The 17,407-nt window shown below is 73.5% G+C and carries 15 protein-coding genes and 1 pseudogene; 7 read left to right on the plus strand and 9 right to left on the minus strand.

Annotated features, from left to right (window positions below):
- Positions 1–187 precede the first annotated feature (187 nt).
- The 3 genes from ACIGYR_RS05825 to ACIGYR_RS05835 all read right to left on the minus strand — a co-directional run bounded on the left by ACIGYR_RS05825 (position 188) and on the right by ACIGYR_RS05835 (position 3,781).
- Positions 188–1,405, minus strand: a complete 1,218-nt coding sequence (locus tag ACIGYR_RS05825) for an acyltransferase family protein (RefSeq protein ID WP_399601621.1) — start codon at positions 1,403–1,405, stop codon at positions 188–190.
- A gap of 411 nt (positions 1,406–1,816) precedes the next feature.
- Positions 1,817–2,884 carry a Ku protein gene (locus ACIGYR_RS05830; protein ID WP_399601624.1) on the minus strand — a complete coding sequence of 356 codons (1,068 nt, stop codon included), beginning with the start codon at positions 2,882–2,884 and terminating at the stop codon, positions 1,817–1,819.
- A 24-nt stretch (positions 2,885–2,908) separates the two neighbouring features.
- Entirely contained in the window at positions 2,909–3,781 is an 873-nt protein-coding gene (locus ACIGYR_RS05835; protein ID WP_399601626.1) for a hypothetical protein, read from the minus strand.
- A 212-nt stretch (positions 3,782–3,993) separates the two neighbouring features.
- Between ACIGYR_RS05835 and ACIGYR_RS05840 the strand changes: the two genes are divergently transcribed.
- The 3 genes from ACIGYR_RS05840 to katG all read left to right on the plus strand — a co-directional run bounded on the left by ACIGYR_RS05840 (position 3,994) and on the right by katG (position 8,367).
- Entirely contained in the window at positions 3,994–5,199 is a 1,206-nt protein-coding gene (locus tag ACIGYR_RS05840; protein WP_399601628.1) for an abortive phage infection protein, read from the plus strand.
- A 471-nt stretch (positions 5,200–5,670) separates the two neighbouring features.
- Entirely contained in the window at positions 5,671–6,108 is a 438-nt protein-coding gene (locus tag ACIGYR_RS05845; protein ID WP_391837398.1) for a Fur family transcriptional regulator, read from the plus strand.
- A gap of 33 nt (positions 6,109–6,141) precedes the next feature.
- Complete coding sequence (gene katG / locus ACIGYR_RS05850) at positions 6,142–8,367, plus strand: catalase/peroxidase HPI (RefSeq protein ID WP_399601631.1); 2,226 nt, start codon at positions 6,142–6,144, stop codon at positions 8,365–8,367.
- Positions 8,368–8,443: 76 nt separating this feature from the next.
- On the opposite strand, the gene ACIGYR_RS05855 is transcribed toward katG, so the two are convergent.
- Complete coding sequence (locus ACIGYR_RS05855) at positions 8,444–9,010, minus strand: heme-binding protein (protein ID WP_399601633.1); 567 nt, start codon at positions 9,008–9,010, stop codon at positions 8,444–8,446.
- Positions 9,011–9,199: 189 nt separating this feature from the next.
- Here ACIGYR_RS05855 and ACIGYR_RS05860 point away from each other — a divergent pair, with 189 nt between their 5' ends.
- Together ACIGYR_RS05860 and ACIGYR_RS05865 are read left to right on the plus strand one after the other, a co-directional pair.
- Positions 9,200–10,426 (plus strand): sensor histidine kinase, encoded by a 1,227-nt coding sequence (locus ACIGYR_RS05860; RefSeq protein ID WP_399602333.1) that lies wholly within the window; start codon positions 9,200–9,202, stop codon positions 10,424–10,426.
- The gene (locus ACIGYR_RS05865) at positions 10,423–11,076 is read left to right on the plus strand and encodes a response regulator (RefSeq protein ID WP_391837393.1); all 654 of its coding nucleotides are present in this window, start codon (positions 10,423–10,425) and stop codon (positions 11,074–11,076) included. The genes ACIGYR_RS05860 and ACIGYR_RS05865 overlap by 4 nt, the downstream gene beginning before the upstream one ends.
- A 314-nt stretch (positions 11,077–11,390) precedes the next feature.
- Here the strand turns inward: ACIGYR_RS05865 and ACIGYR_RS05870 are convergent, their stop codons facing one another.
- Positions 11,391–12,329 (minus strand): serine hydrolase, encoded by a 939-nt coding sequence (locus ACIGYR_RS05870; RefSeq protein ID WP_399601637.1) that lies wholly within the window; start codon positions 12,327–12,329, stop codon positions 11,391–11,393.
- Positions 12,326–13,303, minus strand: a complete 978-nt coding sequence (locus ACIGYR_RS05875) for a LysR family transcriptional regulator (protein ID WP_399601640.1) — start codon at positions 13,301–13,303, stop codon at positions 12,326–12,328. The genes ACIGYR_RS05870 and ACIGYR_RS05875 overlap by 4 nt, the downstream gene beginning before the upstream one ends.
- Positions 13,304–13,430: 127 nt before the next feature.
- Here ACIGYR_RS05875 and bla point away from each other — a divergent pair, with 127 nt between their 5' ends.
- Complete coding sequence (gene bla, locus ACIGYR_RS05880) at positions 13,431–14,360, plus strand: class A beta-lactamase (protein WP_399601643.1); 930 nt, start codon at positions 13,431–13,433, stop codon at positions 14,358–14,360.
- A 188-nt stretch (positions 14,361–14,548) separates the two neighbouring features.
- Here the strand turns inward: bla and ACIGYR_RS05885 are convergent, their stop codons facing one another.
- From ACIGYR_RS05885 to ACIGYR_RS05895, 3 genes are all read right to left on the minus strand, one after another.
- Positions 14,549–15,097, minus strand: coding sequence for a DUF4232 domain-containing protein (locus tag ACIGYR_RS05885; RefSeq protein ID WP_399601646.1), 549 nt, complete (start codon positions 15,095–15,097; stop codon positions 14,549–14,551).
- 460 nt (positions 15,098–15,557) lie between these two features.
- On the minus strand, positions 15,558–16,286 hold the full coding sequence (locus tag ACIGYR_RS05890; protein ID WP_399601649.1) for a hypothetical protein: 729 nt from the start codon (positions 16,284–16,286) through the stop codon (positions 15,558–15,560).
- A 79-nt stretch (positions 16,287–16,365) separates the two neighbouring features.
- Positions 16,366–16,767 carry a VOC family protein gene (locus ACIGYR_RS05895; RefSeq protein WP_399601652.1) on the minus strand — a complete coding sequence of 134 codons (402 nt, stop codon included), beginning with the start codon at positions 16,765–16,767 and terminating at the stop codon, positions 16,366–16,368.
- A 174-nt stretch (positions 16,768–16,941) separates the two neighbouring features.
- Here ACIGYR_RS05895 and ACIGYR_RS05900 point away from each other — a divergent pair.
- A pseudogene (locus ACIGYR_RS05900) lies at positions 16,942–17,343 on the plus strand (TetR/AcrR family transcriptional regulator C-terminal domain-containing protein); the annotation flags it as partial.
- Positions 17,344–17,407: the final 64 nt, after the last annotated feature.

Consider the following 17,407-nt stretch of genomic DNA (forward strand, 5'->3'; position numbering starts at 1 on the left):
GGGTGTGCTTCCAGCCCACGTCGACTCGGCTCCTCGGGTGCGTTCGAACGGTGCCGGCCCGCCGGTGTACGCCGCCGGGCCGGTGTCGGTCAGCCGCCTACCCCGAAACCGGCGGGACTCTCCTCGCTGTTGCGGACGTCACCCTCGCGTGCGACCGGCCCGGGTTCGCGGGCCGGTGATCCATGGGTCACTCGCGCGCCGCCGCCGGGGCCTCACGGTGGCCCGGGGCCTCACGGTGGCCCGGTGCCTCACGGTGGCCCGGTGCCGGCTCCGGCGGCACGATCGGCCGGCGGCGGCGCAGCAGAAGTCGCCGCGCCGGGCGCTCCACGGCCTCGTACAGCACCCAGGACAAAGCGAGCGACACGGTGAACGCGGCCGTGGTGACGGCGACCCCCAGCAGAACGCCGAAGTGCGGCTTGGTACCCAGCAGGGAGGTCGCGGCGCGCAGCACCAGCAGATGGATCATGTAGAAGGCGAATGACAGCTCCCCGAGCCGCACCATCCGCCTGCGCCGCCACAGGGACGGCAGCCCGCGCAGGTCCGCCACCGCCGCCGCGGGGATGAGCAGGGCGAACCCGGTGATGGTGCACACGGTGGCGGGATAGCCGCCGTGCGTGGCCTGCGGGACGAGGAAGAAGCCGATGACGGCCAGGGCCAGTGACGCCTCCAGGCCGGGTCCGCGCCAACGGCCGAGCAGAACCAGTCGAGCGGTGACCGCGCCGAGCACGAACTCGGGCAGCCGCGCAGCCGGGTACGAGTAGATCGACTGGTACCACCAGTGGTGGAGGTCCGTCCAGGCCAGCACCAGGATGGCCGCGACCGCCGCCCCGCCCAGGGCGACCGCGCCGCGCGCACCGAGCCGGCGCAGCAGCAGGATCAGCAGCGGGAAGGCGGCGTAGAAGAACGCCTCGCAGGCCAGGGACCAGCTGACCGGGTTCAGCGTCTGCCACCACGGGTGCCACCAGGGGTGCAGCAGCAGCGCGTTCGCCAGGGCCTGCTTGGGCGTCGGCCCCGCCTGGGGCGTGAGCGTGCACGCCAGGACGAAGGCGACGGCGAGGGTGACCAGGTGCACGGGGTAGACCCGGGCGATGCGTCGCCGCCAGAAGGCGAACGCCCGGTCGCGGGGCCGCGCCGACCAGGTCAGCACGAATCCGGACAGCACGAAGAAGAACGACACTCCGGTGGCGCCGGCGCCGAACCCCCAGGCGACCAGGCGACCGGCCTTGCCGCCGAAATAGCCGAAGTTGTTCACGTGCAGTCCGAACACCAGCAGTGCCGCCATCCAGCGCAGCCCGGTGAGCGACGGCAGGGAGGGAAGGGCGTCCGGCGGAAAGGAGGACCCGGCGGTCGTCGAGCCGGTCCGGGCGGCAGGCGTCCGGAGGGCCCGGGTCGTCGCCGTGGTCATCACATCACCTGCTGCGGAAGATTAGCGTGGGGCATGAAGGGGAATGTTGCCCGTTCACCCCTGGTTCATCACGTCGGATGGCGAACATCACACTGCTGCCGAACGCGGACCGCCGGGTATGCCACGAATGGGGGGTTCGGTGGTCTGGGGGCCGGTGGTTCGAGGCCGTCGGCGGCTGATGCGGATCAGGCCGCCGCGCCCCTCCCGGCCCTGGGCCGTGTCACGCCGCCTCCGCCCTGCCGACCCAGGCCAGTTGTCACGCCGCGGTGCCCCTGCCGACCCAGGCCAGTTGTCACGCCGCCGTGCTCCTGCCTGCCGGCCCCGGCCGTGTCACGCCGCCCCCGCCCCCGCCCCCGCCCTGCCGACCCGGGGCAGCTGGCACGCCGCCGTGCCCCCGGGCCCAAGGTCGGGTCACGCCGCCGCGCCGGACCGGCTCAGGGCATCGATGAGTTGGTCCCGGGTCATCTTCGACCGGCCCGGGACGTCGGCGGCGGTCGCCCTCTCGTACAGCTCCGCCTTCGTCAGGGAGGCCAGGTCCTCGGTCCGCCGACGGCGCGGAGGCTTCTTCCGGCCGGGGGCCTCTTTCCCTCCCGGGGCTTCCTTCCGGCGCGGGGCCTCTTTCCGTCCCGCCTCTTTCCGGCGCGGGGCGGCCTCCGTCCGGTCGGCGGCACGCATTCCGTCGCCGTCCTTGCCGCCCCGCGACCGGCTCTGTTCGACGCTGCGGCTGAGCACCTCCATGAGGTCGACGACGTTGGTCGCCTCCGGCGGCTCCGGTTCGCCGACGACGTCCTCGCCCTTGAGCTTCGCCGCGACGAGCCGCTTGACCCGCTCCTCGTAGGCGTCGTGGTAGTCGCGGGGGTCCCAGTCGATGGTCAGGGCGTCGATCAACTGCTCGGCCGTCCGCAGCTCCCGGCTGTCGGCTTTGACGGGTTGCGGCAGTTCGGGCACCACGTCGGCGGGGTCGCGGACCTCGTCGGCCCAGTGCAGGGTGTGCAGGACGAGGACGCCCGGCTGCGCGCGCAACGCGGTCAGGTACTCCTTGCCGCGCATGGTCAGCGTGGCGATCCCGGCCTTGTCCGAGCGGTCGAGGGCCGCCCGCATCAGCTCGTACACCTTCCCGTACTCCTTGCCGCGCGGGCCGACGTAGTACGTACGGGCGAAGTACACGGGCTCGACCCGGTGGAGGTCGACGAAGCCGGCCAGGTCGATCACCTTGGAGCGGCCGGGGGCGACCTCCTCCAGCTCCTCCGGCTCCACGACGACGTACTCGCCCTCGTCCAGTTCGTAACCCTTGACGATCTTGCCGGTGTCGACCTCCTTGCCGGTGCGCTCGTTGACCCGCTTGTTGCGGATCCGGTCCGAGGTACCGCGCTGCAACTGATGGAAGTGCACGGTGTGGTCCTCGGTGGCCGTGTACAGCCCCACGGGCAGGGTGACCAGCCCGAAGGTCAGGACGCCGGTCCAGATCGGTCTCGCCATGACTGCTCGCCTCCCGTCCCGTGGCTAGCCCGCGGCCAGCCGTTCCACCTGTGCGGCGGCCGTTCCGGCCCGGCGCCGGGCCTCCCGGGCGGCCCGGTCGGCCTGCCGCGCCCGTTCCCGCGCCTCCTGCGCGCCGGCCCGCGCCTGCCGCTGCTCCTCCTCTGCGTGCCGCAGCCGCTCCCGCAGCTCCCCGGCCCGCTCGTCCGCCTCGGCCGACCGGGCGGCGGCCTCGTCCACCGCCCGCGCGGCGGCGTCGGCCTCCCCCTCGCGGGCGCGCAGCTCCCGCTCGGCCTCGCGGGCCTTCTCCCGGGCCTCGGTGAGGCGCCGACGACGCGCGGTGTCCTCTTCGCGCAGCTTGCCCCGGGCCGGTGTCCTCGGCTGCGCCGCGGGAGCGGGGCGGCTGTCGAGCAGGGCATCGTCGGCCGCCGGGAAGCCGGCCATCGAGGTCAGCGGCTTCACCAGGCGGCCCGCCGCCCACTCCCGCGCGGCCTGTGGATCGGCGAGCACGGCGTGCAGGGTCTCCTCCACCTCGCGCTGGACGCCCTCGCCCACCGGATGCCCTGCCTGCGCCGCCAGCTTCCGGGCCTGCCGGCCCAGCGCACCGATCACCTCGTTCTGCCGCCGGGCCAGTTCGCGCAGCCGCGTCCCGTCCAGTTCGCGGTGCGCGCGGCGCAGTTGTTCGCCGAGACCGAGCAGCGGCTGCACCTCCTCCGGCTGCCGGCGTACGAGCAGATTGCTGACCCAGGCGGCCAGACTCGGCCGCCGCAGCGCGCGGACCTCCTTGGCGAGGGACTGGTCACCCGCCTTGCGGGCGTCCAGGGCGTGGCGGTCGCGGGCTGCTACGAACTCCTCCGGCCGCAGCCCGTAGAGCTCGTCGGCGACGGCGTCCAGGTCCACCAGCGTCCCTCTCGACGGCCATCACGAGGTGAGAGTCCGAGTTTCTCACTCTGTGGGTCTTATGTGCCTCATGTGCCGATTCATGGAGGGGTGTGGGCCGCGACTTTCGGCGTGGGCGCCTCGCCTTTCGGCACCGGATTCCCGCCCTTCGGCCCCGCTCCGTAGACCGTCGGCGGACGGCGCCGTACGGGTGGGCCCGGCAGGGTGATCGTATGCAGAAGACCAAGGGGATCAAGCGTGCACAGTTCCTGACCGGCCTGGCCTCCGCGGGCCTTGCCGCGACCGTGCTGCCGGCGGGCCGGGCGGACGCCGCGCAGGCCGGGTCCGGGCCGGGCCCCGTCGCGCCGGACGGCTCCGGACGGGGGCCCGCGGCGCAGGGCGGCTCCGGCGGGGGCGGGCTGCGTCACCACGGGGTCGTGTACACCGTGGGCGAAGGGGAGACGCCGGGTACGGCCTTCAGCGCGGCCCGGATGCGGACGGACGTACGCGCCATCCGCGACGCACTGCACGCCGACACCGTCGACGTGACGGGGGACGGCGTGGAACGGCTCACGGCCACCGCCGCCGAGGCGGCCGAGCAGGGGCTGCGCATCTGGCTCCAGCCCACCCTCGGCGACGCCCCGGAGCGGGACATCCTGGAACACATGGCCGAGACCGGCCGGTTCGCGGAGCGGCTGCGCCGGCACGGCGCGGCCGTCGACTTCAGCGTGGGCTGCGAGTTCTGGCTGTTCGTGCCCGGGATCGTCCCCGGTGACACCGTCCTCGAACGCATCCGGAACCTGCTCGACGGCACGGTGGACCCCGTCGCGATGCAGCGCCGTCTGGACCGCTTCACGGCGAAGGCCGCCGCGGTCGGCCGGTCCGTCTTCCACGGCCGGCTCGGCTATGCCGCCGCCCAGGACGACCGGGTCGACTGGCACCTCTTCGACATCGTGGGCATCGACTACTACTCGTACTTCCCCCGCAGGGCCGACTACGTGCGGGAGCTGAGCCGCCATCTGCGGTGGGGCAAGCCGTTGGCCGTCACCGAGTTCGGCACCTGCGCCTACCGCGGGGCGCCCCGGGCCGGCGGCATGGGCTGGGACGTCGTCGACCACGACAAGGAGCCCGAGGAGATCAAGGGCGACCTGGTCCGCAGCGAGCGCACCCAGGCGGCCTACCTCACGCAGCTCCTCGACGCCTTCTCCTCGATGGACCTGTACGCGGCGATGGCCTTCGAGTTCGTGACCGCCGACGCCCCGCACCGCCCGGACGACCCGCGCCACGACCTCGACATGGCGAGCTACTCCATCACCAAGACCATCAAGGACCGTCCGGACGACCCCGCCTCCGGCTGGCACTGGGAACCGAAGGAGGCGTTCCACGCCCTGGCCCGCCGCTACCACGCCGCCCGAACCGGCCCCCGGCACACCCGGTGACCCGGTCCCGGCCTTCCCGATACCGGCCTTGCCGATCCCAAAGTTCCCGGTCCCGCAGTTCCCGGTCCCGGTCTTCCCGGTCCCGCAGCTCCCGGTCCCGGTCTTCCCGGTCCCGGAGATCCCGGTCTCGGCCTTCCCGGTCACCGTCCGCAGGCGACGGCGATGATCTCCCGGCAGGAAACGCGGTCGGTTCGCGGGGCCGCGCGCACCCGTTCGGAGGACCCTCCGGCTCGCCACCCCGCCGGCGCCGATCCGGGGGCCACATGATGCGGGCATGCCTCCCATCGCTCCCGACCGGCCCCCGGGGCCGTGCCCGCTCCGGACCCAGCCGCGCGAAGACGAGCGCGACCGCAAACGCCCGGACGGACCCGGTGGCCGGCGCCGAGATGGACGGCGGGTGACGGAACACGGCCAGAATTGCATCGTTCGTTTTCTTGAACCCTTCGTGTTTATGGGGGTAGGTTCGCCTCCATGACCGCCTCCCCGACACCGACCACCGCCGAGGAGCTCCGCGGTGCCGGCCTGCGCGTGACGGCGGCCCGCGTCGCGCTGCTGCAGACCGTCCGGGACGGCGACCACCTCGGCGTCGAGGCGATCGCCTCCGGAGTCCGCGATCGCGTAGGCCACATCTCCCTGCAAGCCGTCTACGAGGCCCTTCACGCGCTGACGGCCGCGGGTCTGGTGCGCCGTATCGAGCCGGCCGGCCACCCGGCCCGGTACGAGGGGCGTGTGGGCGACAACCATCACCACATCGTGTGCCGGTCGTGCGGTGCCGTCGCCGACGTCGACTGTGCCGTCGGCGACGCGCCCTGTCTGACCGCCGCCGACAACCACGGCTTCGCCATCGACGAGGCCGAGGTCGTCTACTGGGGCACCTGCCCCGACTGTTCCACCGGCCGCAGTTCCTGAGCACCGAGTTCCGCACAGTTCGGAAGGATTGCCATGACTGAGAACCACGACGCGATCGTCACAGACGCGAAGTCGGAGGGGGGTAGCGGCGGCTGCCCCGTCGCGCATGACCGGGCCCTGCACCCGACCCAGGGTGGTGGCAACCGCCAGTGGTGGCCGGAGCGGCTCAACCTGAAGATCCTTGCCAAGAACCCCGCCGTGGCGAACCCGCTCGACGAGGAGTTCGACTACGCGGAGTCCTTCAAGGCCCTCGACCTCGCCGCCGTGAAACGGGACATCGCCGAGGTGCTGACCACGTCGCAGGACTGGTGGCCCGCCGACTTCGGCAACTACGGCCCGCTGATGATCCGTATGGCGTGGCACAGCGCGGGCACCTACCGCATCAGCGACGGCCGCGGCGGCGCCGGCGCCGGGCAGCAGCGCTTCGCCCCGCTCAACAGCTGGCCGGACAACGGCAACCTCGACAAGGCCCGCCGCCTGCTGTGGCCGGTCAAGAAGAAATACGGCCAGAGCATCTCCTGGGCCGACCTGATGATCCTCACCGGCAACGTCGCCCTGGAGCAGATGGGCTTCAAGACCTTCGGCTTCGGCGGCGGCCGTGAGGACGTCTGGGAGCCCGAGGAGGACGTCTACTGGGGCCCCGAGACCACCTGGCTCGACGACCGGCGCTACACCGGCGACCGCGAGCTGGAGAACCCGCTCGGCGCCGTCCAGATGGGCCTGATCTACGTCAACCCGGAGGGCCCGAACGGCAACCCGGACCCGGTCGCCGCGGCCCGCGACATCCGCGAGACGTTCCGCCGCATGGCGATGAACGACGAGGAGACCGTCGCCCTGATCGCCGGCGGCCACACCTTCGGCAAGACGCACGGCGCCGGCCCGGCGGACCACGTCGGCGCCGACCCCGAGGCCGCCTCCATGGAGGAGCAGGGCCTGGGCTGGCGGAGCACCTACAACACCGGCAAGGGCGCGGACGCCATCACGTCCGGCCTGGAGGTCACCTGGACCACCACGCCGACCCAGTGGAGCAACGGGTTCTTCAAGAACCTCTTCGAGTACGAGTACGAACTCACCCGGAGCCCGGCCGGCGCACACCAGTGGGTGGCCAAGGACGCCCCCGAGATCGTCCCCGACGCGCACGACCCGTCGAAGAAGCACCGCCCGACGATGCTCACCACCGACCTGTCGCTGCGCTTCGACCCGATCTACGAGCCGATCTCCCGCCGGTTCTACGAGAACCCGGACGAGTTCGCGGACGCCTTCGCCCGCGCCTGGTACAAGCTCACCCACCGCGACATGGGCCCGAAGTCGCTCTACCTCGGCCCGGAGGTCCCGCAGGAGACGCTGCTGTGGCAGGACCCGCTGCCGGAGCGCGAGGGCGAGCTGATCGACGACGGGGACATCGCGACCCTGAAGACCAAGCTGCTCGACTCGGGCCTCACCGTGTCCCAGCTGGTCACCACCGCGTGGGCGTCCGCGTCCACCTTCCGCGGCAGTGACAAGCGCGGCGGTGCCAACGGTGCCCGCATCCGCCTGGCCCCGCAGCGCGGCTGGGAGGTCAACGAGCCCGACGCGCTGGCCCAGGTGCTGCGTGTCCTCGAGGGCGTCCAGCAGGACTTCAACGCCTCCGCCGGTGCCAAGCAGGTATCCCTGGCCGACCTCATCGTGCTCGGCGGTGTCGCCGCCGTGGAGAAGGCCGCCAAGGAAGCCGGCTTCGAGGTCCGGGTGCCCTTCCACCCGGGCCGCGTCGACGCGACCGAGGAGCACACCGACACCGAGTCCTTCGAGGCGCTGGAGCCGACCGCGGACGGCTTCCGCAACTACCTCGGCAAGGCCAACCGTCTGCCGGCCGAGTTCCTGCTGCTCGACAGGGCGAACCTGCTGGGCCTGAGCGCCCCCGAGACGACCGTCCTCGTCGGCGGCCTGCGCGTCCTCGGCGCCACCTACCAGCAGTCGCAGCTCGGCGTCCTCACCAAGACGCCCGGCGTCCTCACCAACGACTTCTTCGTCAACCTGCTCGACCTGGGCACGACGTGGAAGTCCACCTCCGAGGACCAGACCACGTTCGAGGGCCGCGACGCGAGCACGGGCGAGGTGAAGTGGGCCGGCAGCCGTGCCGACCTCGTCTTCGGCTCCAACTCCGAGCTGCGCGCCCTCGCCGAGGTGTACGCCGGCGACGACGCGAAGGAGAAGTTCGTGAAGGACTTCGTCGCCGCGTGGGCCAAGGTCATGGACGCGGACCGGTTCGACCTCGTCTGACCTGCGCAGCACCGCGTCCGGGTCCGCCCTGCGGGGGCAGACCCGGACGTCGTGTTCTCCGGGCGCGGCCGTCGCGTCAGCGGCCGAGCACCGCCGCGCCCGCCTGCGCGTACCGCTCGTCCAGGTCGCCCGACGGTGCGCCCGCGACGCCGATCCCCGCGACCGGGGCACCCTTGGCGGTCACCGGCGTGCCGCCGGCCAGGAAGAGGGTGCCCGGAATGTCCTTCAGATTCGGTGCCTGCGCCAGCCGCTTGGCCAGCTCCGAGGTGGGGGCGTTCCAGGAGACCGCGGTGAACGCCTTGCGCTCGGCGGACTCGTACGACTGCGGTCCCGCTCCGTCCCCGCGCAGGATGACCAGGGTGTTTCCGTTGCGGTCGACGACGGCCACCGACACCTGCCGGCCCTCCTTCTCGGCCGCCTCCACCGCCGCGCGCGCCGCCTTCGTGGCGGCGTCCAGGGTGAGGTGGGTGCTCTGGGTCAGCGCGCCGTTCCGGGCCGCCACGGGAGCGGCGGCGGGCGTGGCGTCCGTGGAGTCGGCGGCGCGGGCGGCGACCGTGCCGACGACACCGGCACCGACGACGGCCAGGGCGGCGCCGCCCATGAGGACGCGGATACGGCTGGCGGACTTCTTGCGGCTGGGCATGCTGGGGACCTTCCGGTAGAGCCGGGGCTGGGGGCGGAATCGCTCCCGGTACCGATCGTGGGCCCTGGTGAGGCCGCGTCCCGTCGCCGGACCGGTTGCCAGGGGGGTCATCCGATCGGATGACCCAGCGGGTACCGCACCTGGGCACAATGGAGGGTGTTTGCCCAGTTCAGCGCGGAGTCGAGGGAGGTGCCGGAGGTGGCCGTACCCGAACGCGACGACGCCCGCGCCCTCACTGTCGTCATGCACACGGCGTTCTTCGTGCTGCTGTCCGCGTCCGTCGCCCGCTATCTGGCCCGGCACGCCGACGGACCGCACACGCCCTGGGTGATCGCCCTGTCCGTGCTGCTGGCCGTGCTCTACGTCCTCGGCCCCGCCGTCGGCACCCGCCCCGCACCGCGCCGGCTGATCTGGCTCGGGCTGGTCGTGGCGGCCTGGGCGCTGCTCGTCGTGCTGGCCCCGAGCTTCGCCTGGTGCGCGGTCCCCCTCTTCTACACCGGCCTACGCACGCTCCCGCCCCGCGCCGCGATCCCGCTGGTGGCGCTGCTGACGGCGCTCACGGTGGCCACTCAGCTCGGCCTGGCGGGCTGGCCGGACCCGAACGTGCTGCTGGCACCGCCGGCCGTGGCCGCCGTGGCCACCACCGTGTTCGTCGTCATGCAGCGCCAGGCCGCCCGCCAGGACGCCCTGATCGACGATCTGGTCCACACCCGGCGCGAGCTCGCCGCCACCGAGCGCCGCGAGGGCACCCTCGCCGAACGGGAGCGTCTGGCCCGGGAGATCCACGACACCCTCGCCCAGGGCCTGTCCAGCCAGCGCATGCTTCTCCAGGCGGCCGACCGCCTGTGGGACACCGCGCCGGAGACCGCCCGGCACCACGTCCGTACCGCGGCGGCGATCGCCGAGCGCAGCCTCGCCGAGGCCCGCCGCTTCGTCCACGACCTGACCCCGGCCGACCTGGCCGAGGGAGGGGGCCTGCTCCAGGCCCTGCACACCGTCGCCGAACGGGAGACGACACCCGCGCTCACCGTCCGGGTCCACGCCGAGGGCAGCCCGCCCCGACCGTTGCCCGCTCCCGTCGAATCGGCCCTGCTGCGCATCGCCCAGGGCGCCCTCGCCAACGTCCGCGAACACGCGGCGGCCACGACCGCCACCCTCACCCTGACCTGCCTGGACGACCAGATCGTCCTGGACGTCACGGACGACGGCCACGGCTTCGACCCACGCACCCCGGCCGGCCCCGGCACCGCCGGTGCCGCGGGCTCCGATCCCGCGGCCGACGCGGCCGAGCCGCGCGGTCACGGTCTGCCCGCCATCCGCGCCCGGCTGCGTCAGCTGGGTGGCACCCTCACCATCGAGTCGGCGCCGGGCGAGGGCACGGCCCTGTCGGCCGCCATCCCTTTGGAGCCGCGATGACCCACCTCCGCGAGACGACCCCGCGGACACCGGTGCGGATCCTCGTCTGCGACGACCACGCCGTCGTACGAGCCGGCCTGCTGGCGCTCCTGCACAGCGCGCCGGACATCGAGGTCGTCGGCGAGGCCGGCACCGGCGAGGAGGCACTCGCCCTGGCCCGCAAGACCGCCCCGGACGTCGTCCTGATGGATCTGCAACTGGGCGAGGGCATCGACGGCGTCGAGACCACCCGCCGGCTGCGCGCCACGTCGCCCGCCCCGCACGTCCTGGTCCTGACCACGTACGACACCGATGCCGACGTCACCCGAGCCATCGAGGCGGGCGCCACGGGCTATCTGCTGAAGGCCGAGGGCGCCGAGGACCTCTTCACCGCCATCCAGGCAGCCGCCCAGGGCCGGCCGGCACTCTCACCGCCGGTCGCCGGCCGGGTCATGTCCCGCCTGCGGAACCCGCGCCCCGCCCTCACCCCCCGCGAACGGGACATCCTCGCGCACCTCTCCCGCGGCCTGGCCAACCACGCCATCGCCCGGGCCCTCTTCATCAGCGAGGCCACGGTGAAGACGCATCTGCGCCGCATCTACGACAAGCTCGGCGTCGACACCCGGGCGGGCGCGGTCGCGGTGGCGAAGGAACAGCGGCTGCTCCCTTGAGCCGCCCTGCCACGCCGCCCGGCACGGCACCCGAAGGGGACGGGGGCTGTGTTCCGGCGTGCGGCTCCGTGGCGGGGCTGCTCCGTTCGACATGTGGCTCCGTGGCCGGGCTGCGTGCGACGTGCGGCTCCGTGGCGGGGCTGTGTTGGGCGTGCGGCTCCTCGCCGGGCTGTGTTCGTCACGTGGCTCCGTCACGTGGGCGCGACACCGCACATGGGCCCGCATCCACCCGGCGGCCTCCCCCCGGGAGGCGCTGATCCGACGGCGCCATCCGAGCGGTGCCGATCCGACGGCGCGGATCCGGGCGGCGCCGCTCAGCGGCAGCGCAACGCCTCGAACGCCTCCCGCCCCGCGACCCCGATCGCGAGGTCGATGTCCGGTGCCAGCCCGGCGCGGCGGTTCGCACGGGTCAGCGCGGCCATCGCCACGCGATCCCCGGAGTCCGCCTCGACCACGCCGATCTCGTGCCGCAGGTGCAAGAACGTACCGGTCTTCCCACTCCACCGCAGCGTGTCCGCGCGCAGCTCGCTCGCCAGCCGCTGGGTGAAGACCTGGTGTCCCATCAGCCGGCGCAGCTCCGCCGTCGCCGGGGGGACGGCGATCTCGTCGCACCACACGCGTTGCAGCAGGTCCACGAGCGCCGCGGCCGATCCTGCGTTGGCGTGCGCCGGATCCAGGGTCTCGATGGTGTGCCGGCCCGCCCCCTCGTCCCGGAGGGCCAGTGCCAGCGCGAGGGAGAAGTCGTTGCCGGCGGCACCGGCCGCGCACTCGTAGAGGTGATTCATCCGGTGCCGCACCCGGACCCCGTCGCACCCCCACGCCCGCAGCCGCGCGTCGACCTCCGCCACCGGCACCAGGCCGAACAGCGCGTCGGCGGCGGCGTTGTCGCTCACCGACAGCATCAGCAGCAGCAGATCGCCGACGGCCACGGTGGCCGGATGCCGGAAGGCGGCGAGACCGGTGGGGCCGACGCTGCTCGTCCCCGGGTCCACCGTCACCGGGTGCGCCGCATCGAGCTCCCCGCTCGCGATCCGGTCCAGCACGACCAGGGCGAGCGGAACCTTCGCCACCGACGCGAGCGGCGTCGACTCGTCGACGTCGAAGCCCAGTTGCTCTCCGGTGTCGAGATTGCGGGCCAGGAAGGAGCCACGGACGCCGAGTGCCGCCCAGTCCGCGGCGACGGCCTCGGCGACGTCCATGAGGACACCGTGGTCGCCGGTGCACACCGGGTGGTGCGCCGCCGCCGCGCTCATCCGCGCGCCGCCAGCCGCGCGGGAACGTCCTCGCCCGCGGCCCCGGGTTCCGGCCCGCGGCGCCGGCGGGGCACGGCGCCCACGGCCGACGCGAGCGGCCCGGCCAGCCACTCCGGCACGTCTTCCGTGCCGTTGCGGCCGAGGGCGGCGCTCACGTCGTACCCCCGGTGCAACGCACGGTCGGCGAGGGGCCTCCAGTGCGCCCCGTGCTGCCGGGCGAACGGTTCGGTGCACAGCAACAGTGCCCGGCCCGCCAGCGTCTCGGCGAGCGCGGTGGCCGCCGGTCCGGCCGGCCGGACGCGCCCCTCGGGCAGCCCGGAGCGCGCGGCGGCACGCGCCAGCCTGTCTTCGAAGTAACGCACTTGATCCTCGGTCAGGAGCAGCAGGGGAGGCGGGCCGGTACGTTCGACGGCGCGACCGCGACGCGGCCGGAGCTCTTCGAGGTGGACCGCACGCCGGGTGAGCCCGCTCCCCGTCGCGTCCGGCTCCGGGGCGGACGCCAGCCCCAACGGCGCCAGATACGCGGCCTGTTCCGGCGCGGTCCGCACCAGAGCGTACTCGAGCGATCCTTCGGTCAGTCCGGACTCCCGTTCCGAAGGCGGCAGTTCCCGCATGCCGAGCGTGATCCCGTGCTCGGTGCCGGCGCGGAGGGCCCGGGCGAGGCCGGCCGGAGCGCAGTCCGCGGGCACTCCGACGGCACGCACCCGTGACCGCCCGGCCGAGCGGGCGACCTGCCGCAGCCGCTGGGCACGGTCGAGCACGTCCCGTGCGTACGGGAGCAGCAGCACCCCCAGCTCGGTGGTCGCGATCCGGCGCCGGGAACGGTCGAACAGCGCGCCACCCCAGTGCTCTTCCAGCGTCTTGATACGGCGGCTGAGCAGTGGCTGGGCGATGCCGAGCCGGTCGGCCGCCCGGGAGAAGCCCGCCTCGTCGGCCGTCGCCACATACGCCTCTAGGTGTGCCAGCAGATCCACCCCGCACTCATATCAATGAGGCATGGGTTCTTCAAAGTTCCCTCTTGGACATGAAGGGGCTCCGGCTGTTTCGCTGTGCTCGTCGAAGATCGACGTAGACCACGGACGATCCGGGAGGACCTCGCCCATGACCAGCCCCGACCGCCCCGCCCCGCTGCCCCGCCGCGGCCTGCTCAAGGCCGGTCTCGCGTTCACCGGCACCGCCGTGACGGCGACGGTCCTCTCCGCGCCCGCCGCGTCCGCGGCCCCGGGCGCCGGATCGCGCGCCGGACAGGCCGAGCTGGCCGGGCTGGAGCAGCGCTACGGCGCCCGGCTCGGCGTCTACGCCCGCAACGTCCGCACCGGGCGGACCCTGACCCACCGGGCGGGGGAGCGGTTCGCGATGTGCTCGACGTTCAAGGCGTTCGCCGCGGCGGCGGTCCTGCGCGACCACGCCGGCTGCGCGCCGCTGAACCGGGTGATCCACTATCCGCCGCTGGACCTCCTGCCCAACTCGCCGCGCACGGCGGAGAACCAGGCCGGCGGCATGACCGTGGCCGACCTGTGCGCGGCCGCGATCCAGTACAGCGACAACGCGGCCGGCAACCTGCTGCTCCGTGAGATCGGCGGCCCGCCCGGCCTCACCCGTTTCTACCGGTCGCTCGGCGACCAGGTGAGCCGGCTGGACCGGTGGGAGCCGGAGCTGAACACCGCGATCCCCGGCGACCGGCGCGACACCACGACCCCGGAGGCCGTCGCCGCGAGCCTGGAGCGCGTCGCCCTCGGCCGGGCCCTGGCCCCCGCCGACCGGGAGCGGTTCGTCACCTGGCTGAAGGGCAACACGACCAGCGCGGCACGGTTCCGGGCCGGTCTGCCGCGGGGCTGGGTCCTTGCCGACAAGACCGGCACGGGCTCGTACGCGACGGCGAACGACATCGGCGTGGCCTGGACGACCCGGGGGACGCCGGTCGTGCTGGCCGTCCTGTCCACCAAGCCGGCGCAGGATGCTCCGGTGGAGGAGAAGCTGATCGAAGAGGCGGCGCGCATCATGGCTCGTACCGTAGCCCCCGGCGAGTAGCCGCACCGGGAGGCGAAGGGCCGGCCCGGGCGTCCCACTCGCGGGGAGCGGGTCGAGAGCGGAGCGGGTCGGGAGCGGGGCGGGTCGGGAGCGGGGCGGGCGCCACCAGGTCTCCCCGGTGGCGCCCGCCCGTCGCAGGCGGCTTACGGTCCGTCAGGTCCGCGGCCCGCTCCCGGTCGCGCCGGGGCTCAGCCGAAGAGCGCGTCGTCGATGTTGTCCTGCCAGTAGGTGACGCTGGCGGCGCTGTTGAAGTAGACCCCGCCGCCGGGCAGTTTCAGCGTCTTCTCGGCGCCGACCGAGCCGTTCATCGGCCGGTTGGAGAAGAGCACGCCGAGTGTCTTCGCCGTGTAGCCCTCGACGCCGTCGGGCGTGGAGGTGGCGATGCCCGCGTAGGCGGACTCGCCCGGAGCGAGCGTGATCACCGCCTGCGGGACAGTGTCGTCGTTCCACGTCACGGCCGCCTGGGCGTCGGCGCCGGCCCTGAGGTAGGGGGCGCCGTAGGCGTTGCACGGCTGGGTGCCGGTGTTGGTCGCCTTCAGCAGCAGGTGGTTGATGGGCCGGGTCACCGGGCTGACCGTCAGCTGCGTGTGGGCGGTGGAACAGGCGGCGATCGTCGAGGTCTTCGCGGGGGCGGCGGCGGCCGACTGGGCGGCCGCCTGCACGCCGACCAGCGCCAGCGCGGCGACGAAGACGGACGGGACCGCGGCACGGGTGGTGAGGCGGTTGGAGAGGCGCATGGAAGGACTGCCTTCTGTGGAGTGGTGCCTGAAAGGGATCGTCCGGAGGCGCACGGCGCCGGTTCCACGGACGGACGTCCGAGCGCCGCGTCACCGCGGTGGCGGTGGCCTGCTCGGACGGACCAACCCTGCGGCGCCGGTCGTCCCAGCCGCCAGCCCGACCGGCGGTTCTGGGACGCTGGAACGCTGGAACGCCGCTTGACCTGCGACGACGCACCCCGCCTGGAACGCCGGGCGGAACGTCTACCGCCTTCCCGCACCGCAGCCGGACCGGATTCCGGATCTTCGAGTCGGTCCTCGTGGCCGCCGACGGGGGCGGTCGGCGGATCGGCGAGGGCACGGTGGAGGGCGACACGTCGAACCGGACGGGTGTGCCCGTCACGATGCTCGCGGCGGGGTAGCGGCGCTCCCTGTCCCCCCGCGATCGGCGGTCTGTTCGACTCGCGTGCGGTGGTGCGGGTCAGCCGACGAGGTCGTTCGGGTTCACCGGATGTGCCTCCAGGTCCGTCGCGGCCAGCAGGTCGGCGATCAGCTCCGGTGACCCGCCGACGTAGGTGCTGACCAGATCCACGTCCCCGCCCAGACACCAGGCGCGGTCCCGCGGCCACCACAGGTCGGGAAGTTCGGCGAACTCGTCCAGGGTCACCGGGGAGACGACGTCGGCCAGTCGGCCGGACAACAGGACCTCGTCCCGGCCCGGCGTCTCGAACGTCGGGAACCGGTTCCAGTTCCAGCGTCCGTAGCCGTGCCACAGCCCGAACCAGCACTGCTCCGGAGTCCTGGTGTGCCGGGCCAGCACGGGCAGCAGTGTCCGGGCGACCTCCGGCGGGGTCGGGCCCTCGGCGGGATGCTCGTCCCACACGCCGGCCAGACCGTGGTCGGAGCGGTTGACGTAGTCCTGGTCCGTCCCGATGACCTCGTGCCAGCGTGAGGTCGGGCCCACCCGCGTCCCATGGGCGGCGGCCACCGTCGACCAGCGCACCGGCCCCCGGTCGAGCTCGGCCGGGTGCAGGATCCGTGCGTAGGCGGCGAAGCCCGGCGCCGCGATGCCCGCCACCGTGCCGAAGGCACCCTGTCCCGACCCGGGTCGGCCGAGCCAGTCGGCGGGGGAGAGGTCCTCGCCCTGCGCCCGCAGGCGTCCGTACCACTCCGGGGCGGGGTCCTGGTCGACCAGGCGGAAGTCGCTCACCCCCACAGTGTGCCCCGCGGCGGCCGGGCCCGGCCGACCGGGGCGGGCCGGGACCCTCGTCCCGGCCCGCCCCTTGTCCTCAGGACTCCGTCGGCTGCTCGTGGCTGCCGTAGGGGCGGGTGATGATCTCCATGCCGTGCCCGGCCGGATCCATGAAGTACAGGCCGCGGCCGCCGTGGTGGTGGTTGATCTCGCCCGGCTGCTTCCGGTGCGGATCGGCGTAGTAGGTGACCCCGGCCTGCCGGATGCGGGCGAACGCCGCGTCGAACTCCTCCTCGGAGACGAGGAAGGCGTAGTGCTGCATGACGATCGACTCCGCCGGGATCGTGGCGAAGTCCAGGGTCACCCCGTTGCTCGTGGCGACGGGGACGAACGGGCCCCACTCGGGCCCGACCCGCAGACCCAGGATGTGCGCCAGGAACGCGGCGGACTCCCGGTTGTCCCGGGCGTGGACGATGGTGTGGTTCAACTCGACTGACATGAGTGAAATGCCTCCGAGGGCAATCTCACGGGCACCTCCATGCCTCACCCGGCCGGTGACCGACACGCGATGCCGTACGACCACCCTACCGTCCCGGCCGCACCGGCCCCCGGTGTGTGACCTGCCGCCGGTCACCGTCAACACCACCGGGGCGTCGACGAGTTCATCGCCGGGGACCTCACTCCGTGGGACGCGGCGGTCGGGGCGTGGGCGCGGTCCTACCGGGCCGCGTTCGCCGCCCATCCCCGCGTGATCCCGCTGCTCATGACCTCGCCGGTCCGCGCGCCCCGGGTCCTGGCGCAGTACGAGCGCGCGGTCGGCGTACTCCTCGACGCGGGCTTCGACCCGGCCGGGATCATGCCGCTGGTCATGGCCCTGGAGAACCTGGTGCTGGGCTCGGCCCTCGACCTGGCCGCCCCCGAGGCCATGTGGGAGCTGACGGACGGCACTCCGACCCCGCGCCTGGCCGAAGCGCTCGCCGCGGTGGGCGAGGGCCGGGCCGACCGCGCCTTCGAGGTGGGGCTGACCGCCTTCCTGGACCACGCGCGGGCACTGCGCGAGGACCGGAGCGGGTGACCGTGCTCACCGCGCCGGGGACAGCTCCCCGGACAGCGGCACCTCCGGCCGGCCGGCGTCGCTG

It is taken from the genome of Streptomyces sp. NPDC053076 (genome assembly GCF_044546845.1).
In the GTDB taxonomy this organism is placed as follows: Bacteria; Actinomycetota; Actinomycetes; order Streptomycetales; family Streptomycetaceae; genus Streptomyces.

Coding starts and splice junctions, on each gene's coding strand:
- ACIGYR_RS05845 (WP_391837398.1), top strand. CDS start 5,671: ATGACCGCCTCCCCGACACCGACCACCGCCGAGGAGCTCCGCGGTGCC.
- bla (WP_399601643.1), top strand. CDS start 13,431: ATGACCAGCCCCGACCGCCCCGCCCCGCTGCCCCGCCGCGGCCTGCTC.
- ACIGYR_RS05840 (WP_399601628.1), top strand. CDS start 3,994: ATGCAGAAGACCAAGGGGATCAAGCGTGCACAGTTCCTGACCGGCCTG.
- ACIGYR_RS05830 (WP_399601624.1), bottom strand. CDS start 2,884: ATGGCGAGACCGATCTGGACCGGCGTCCTGACCTTCGGGCTGGTCACC.
- ACIGYR_RS05870 (WP_399601637.1), bottom strand. CDS start 12,329: ATGAGCGCGGCGGCGGCGCACCACCCGGTGTGCACCGGCGACCACGGT.
- ACIGYR_RS05855 (WP_399601633.1), bottom strand. CDS start 9,010: ATGCCCAGCCGCAAGAAGTCCGCCAGCCGTATCCGCGTCCTCATGGGC.
- ACIGYR_RS05865 (WP_391837393.1), top strand. CDS start 10,423: ATGACCCACCTCCGCGAGACGACCCCGCGGACACCGGTGCGGATCCTC.
- ACIGYR_RS05895 (WP_399601652.1), bottom strand. CDS start 16,767: ATGTCAGTCGAGTTGAACCACACCATCGTCCACGCCCGGGACAACCGG.
- katG (WP_399601631.1), top strand. CDS start 6,142: ATGACTGAGAACCACGACGCGATCGTCACAGACGCGAAGTCGGAGGGG.
- ACIGYR_RS05885 (WP_399601646.1), bottom strand. CDS start 15,097: ATGCGCCTCTCCAACCGCCTCACCACCCGTGCCGCGGTCCCGTCCGTC.
- ACIGYR_RS05825 (WP_399601621.1), bottom strand. CDS start 1,405: ATGACCACGGCGACGACCCGGGCCCTCCGGACGCCTGCCGCCCGGACC.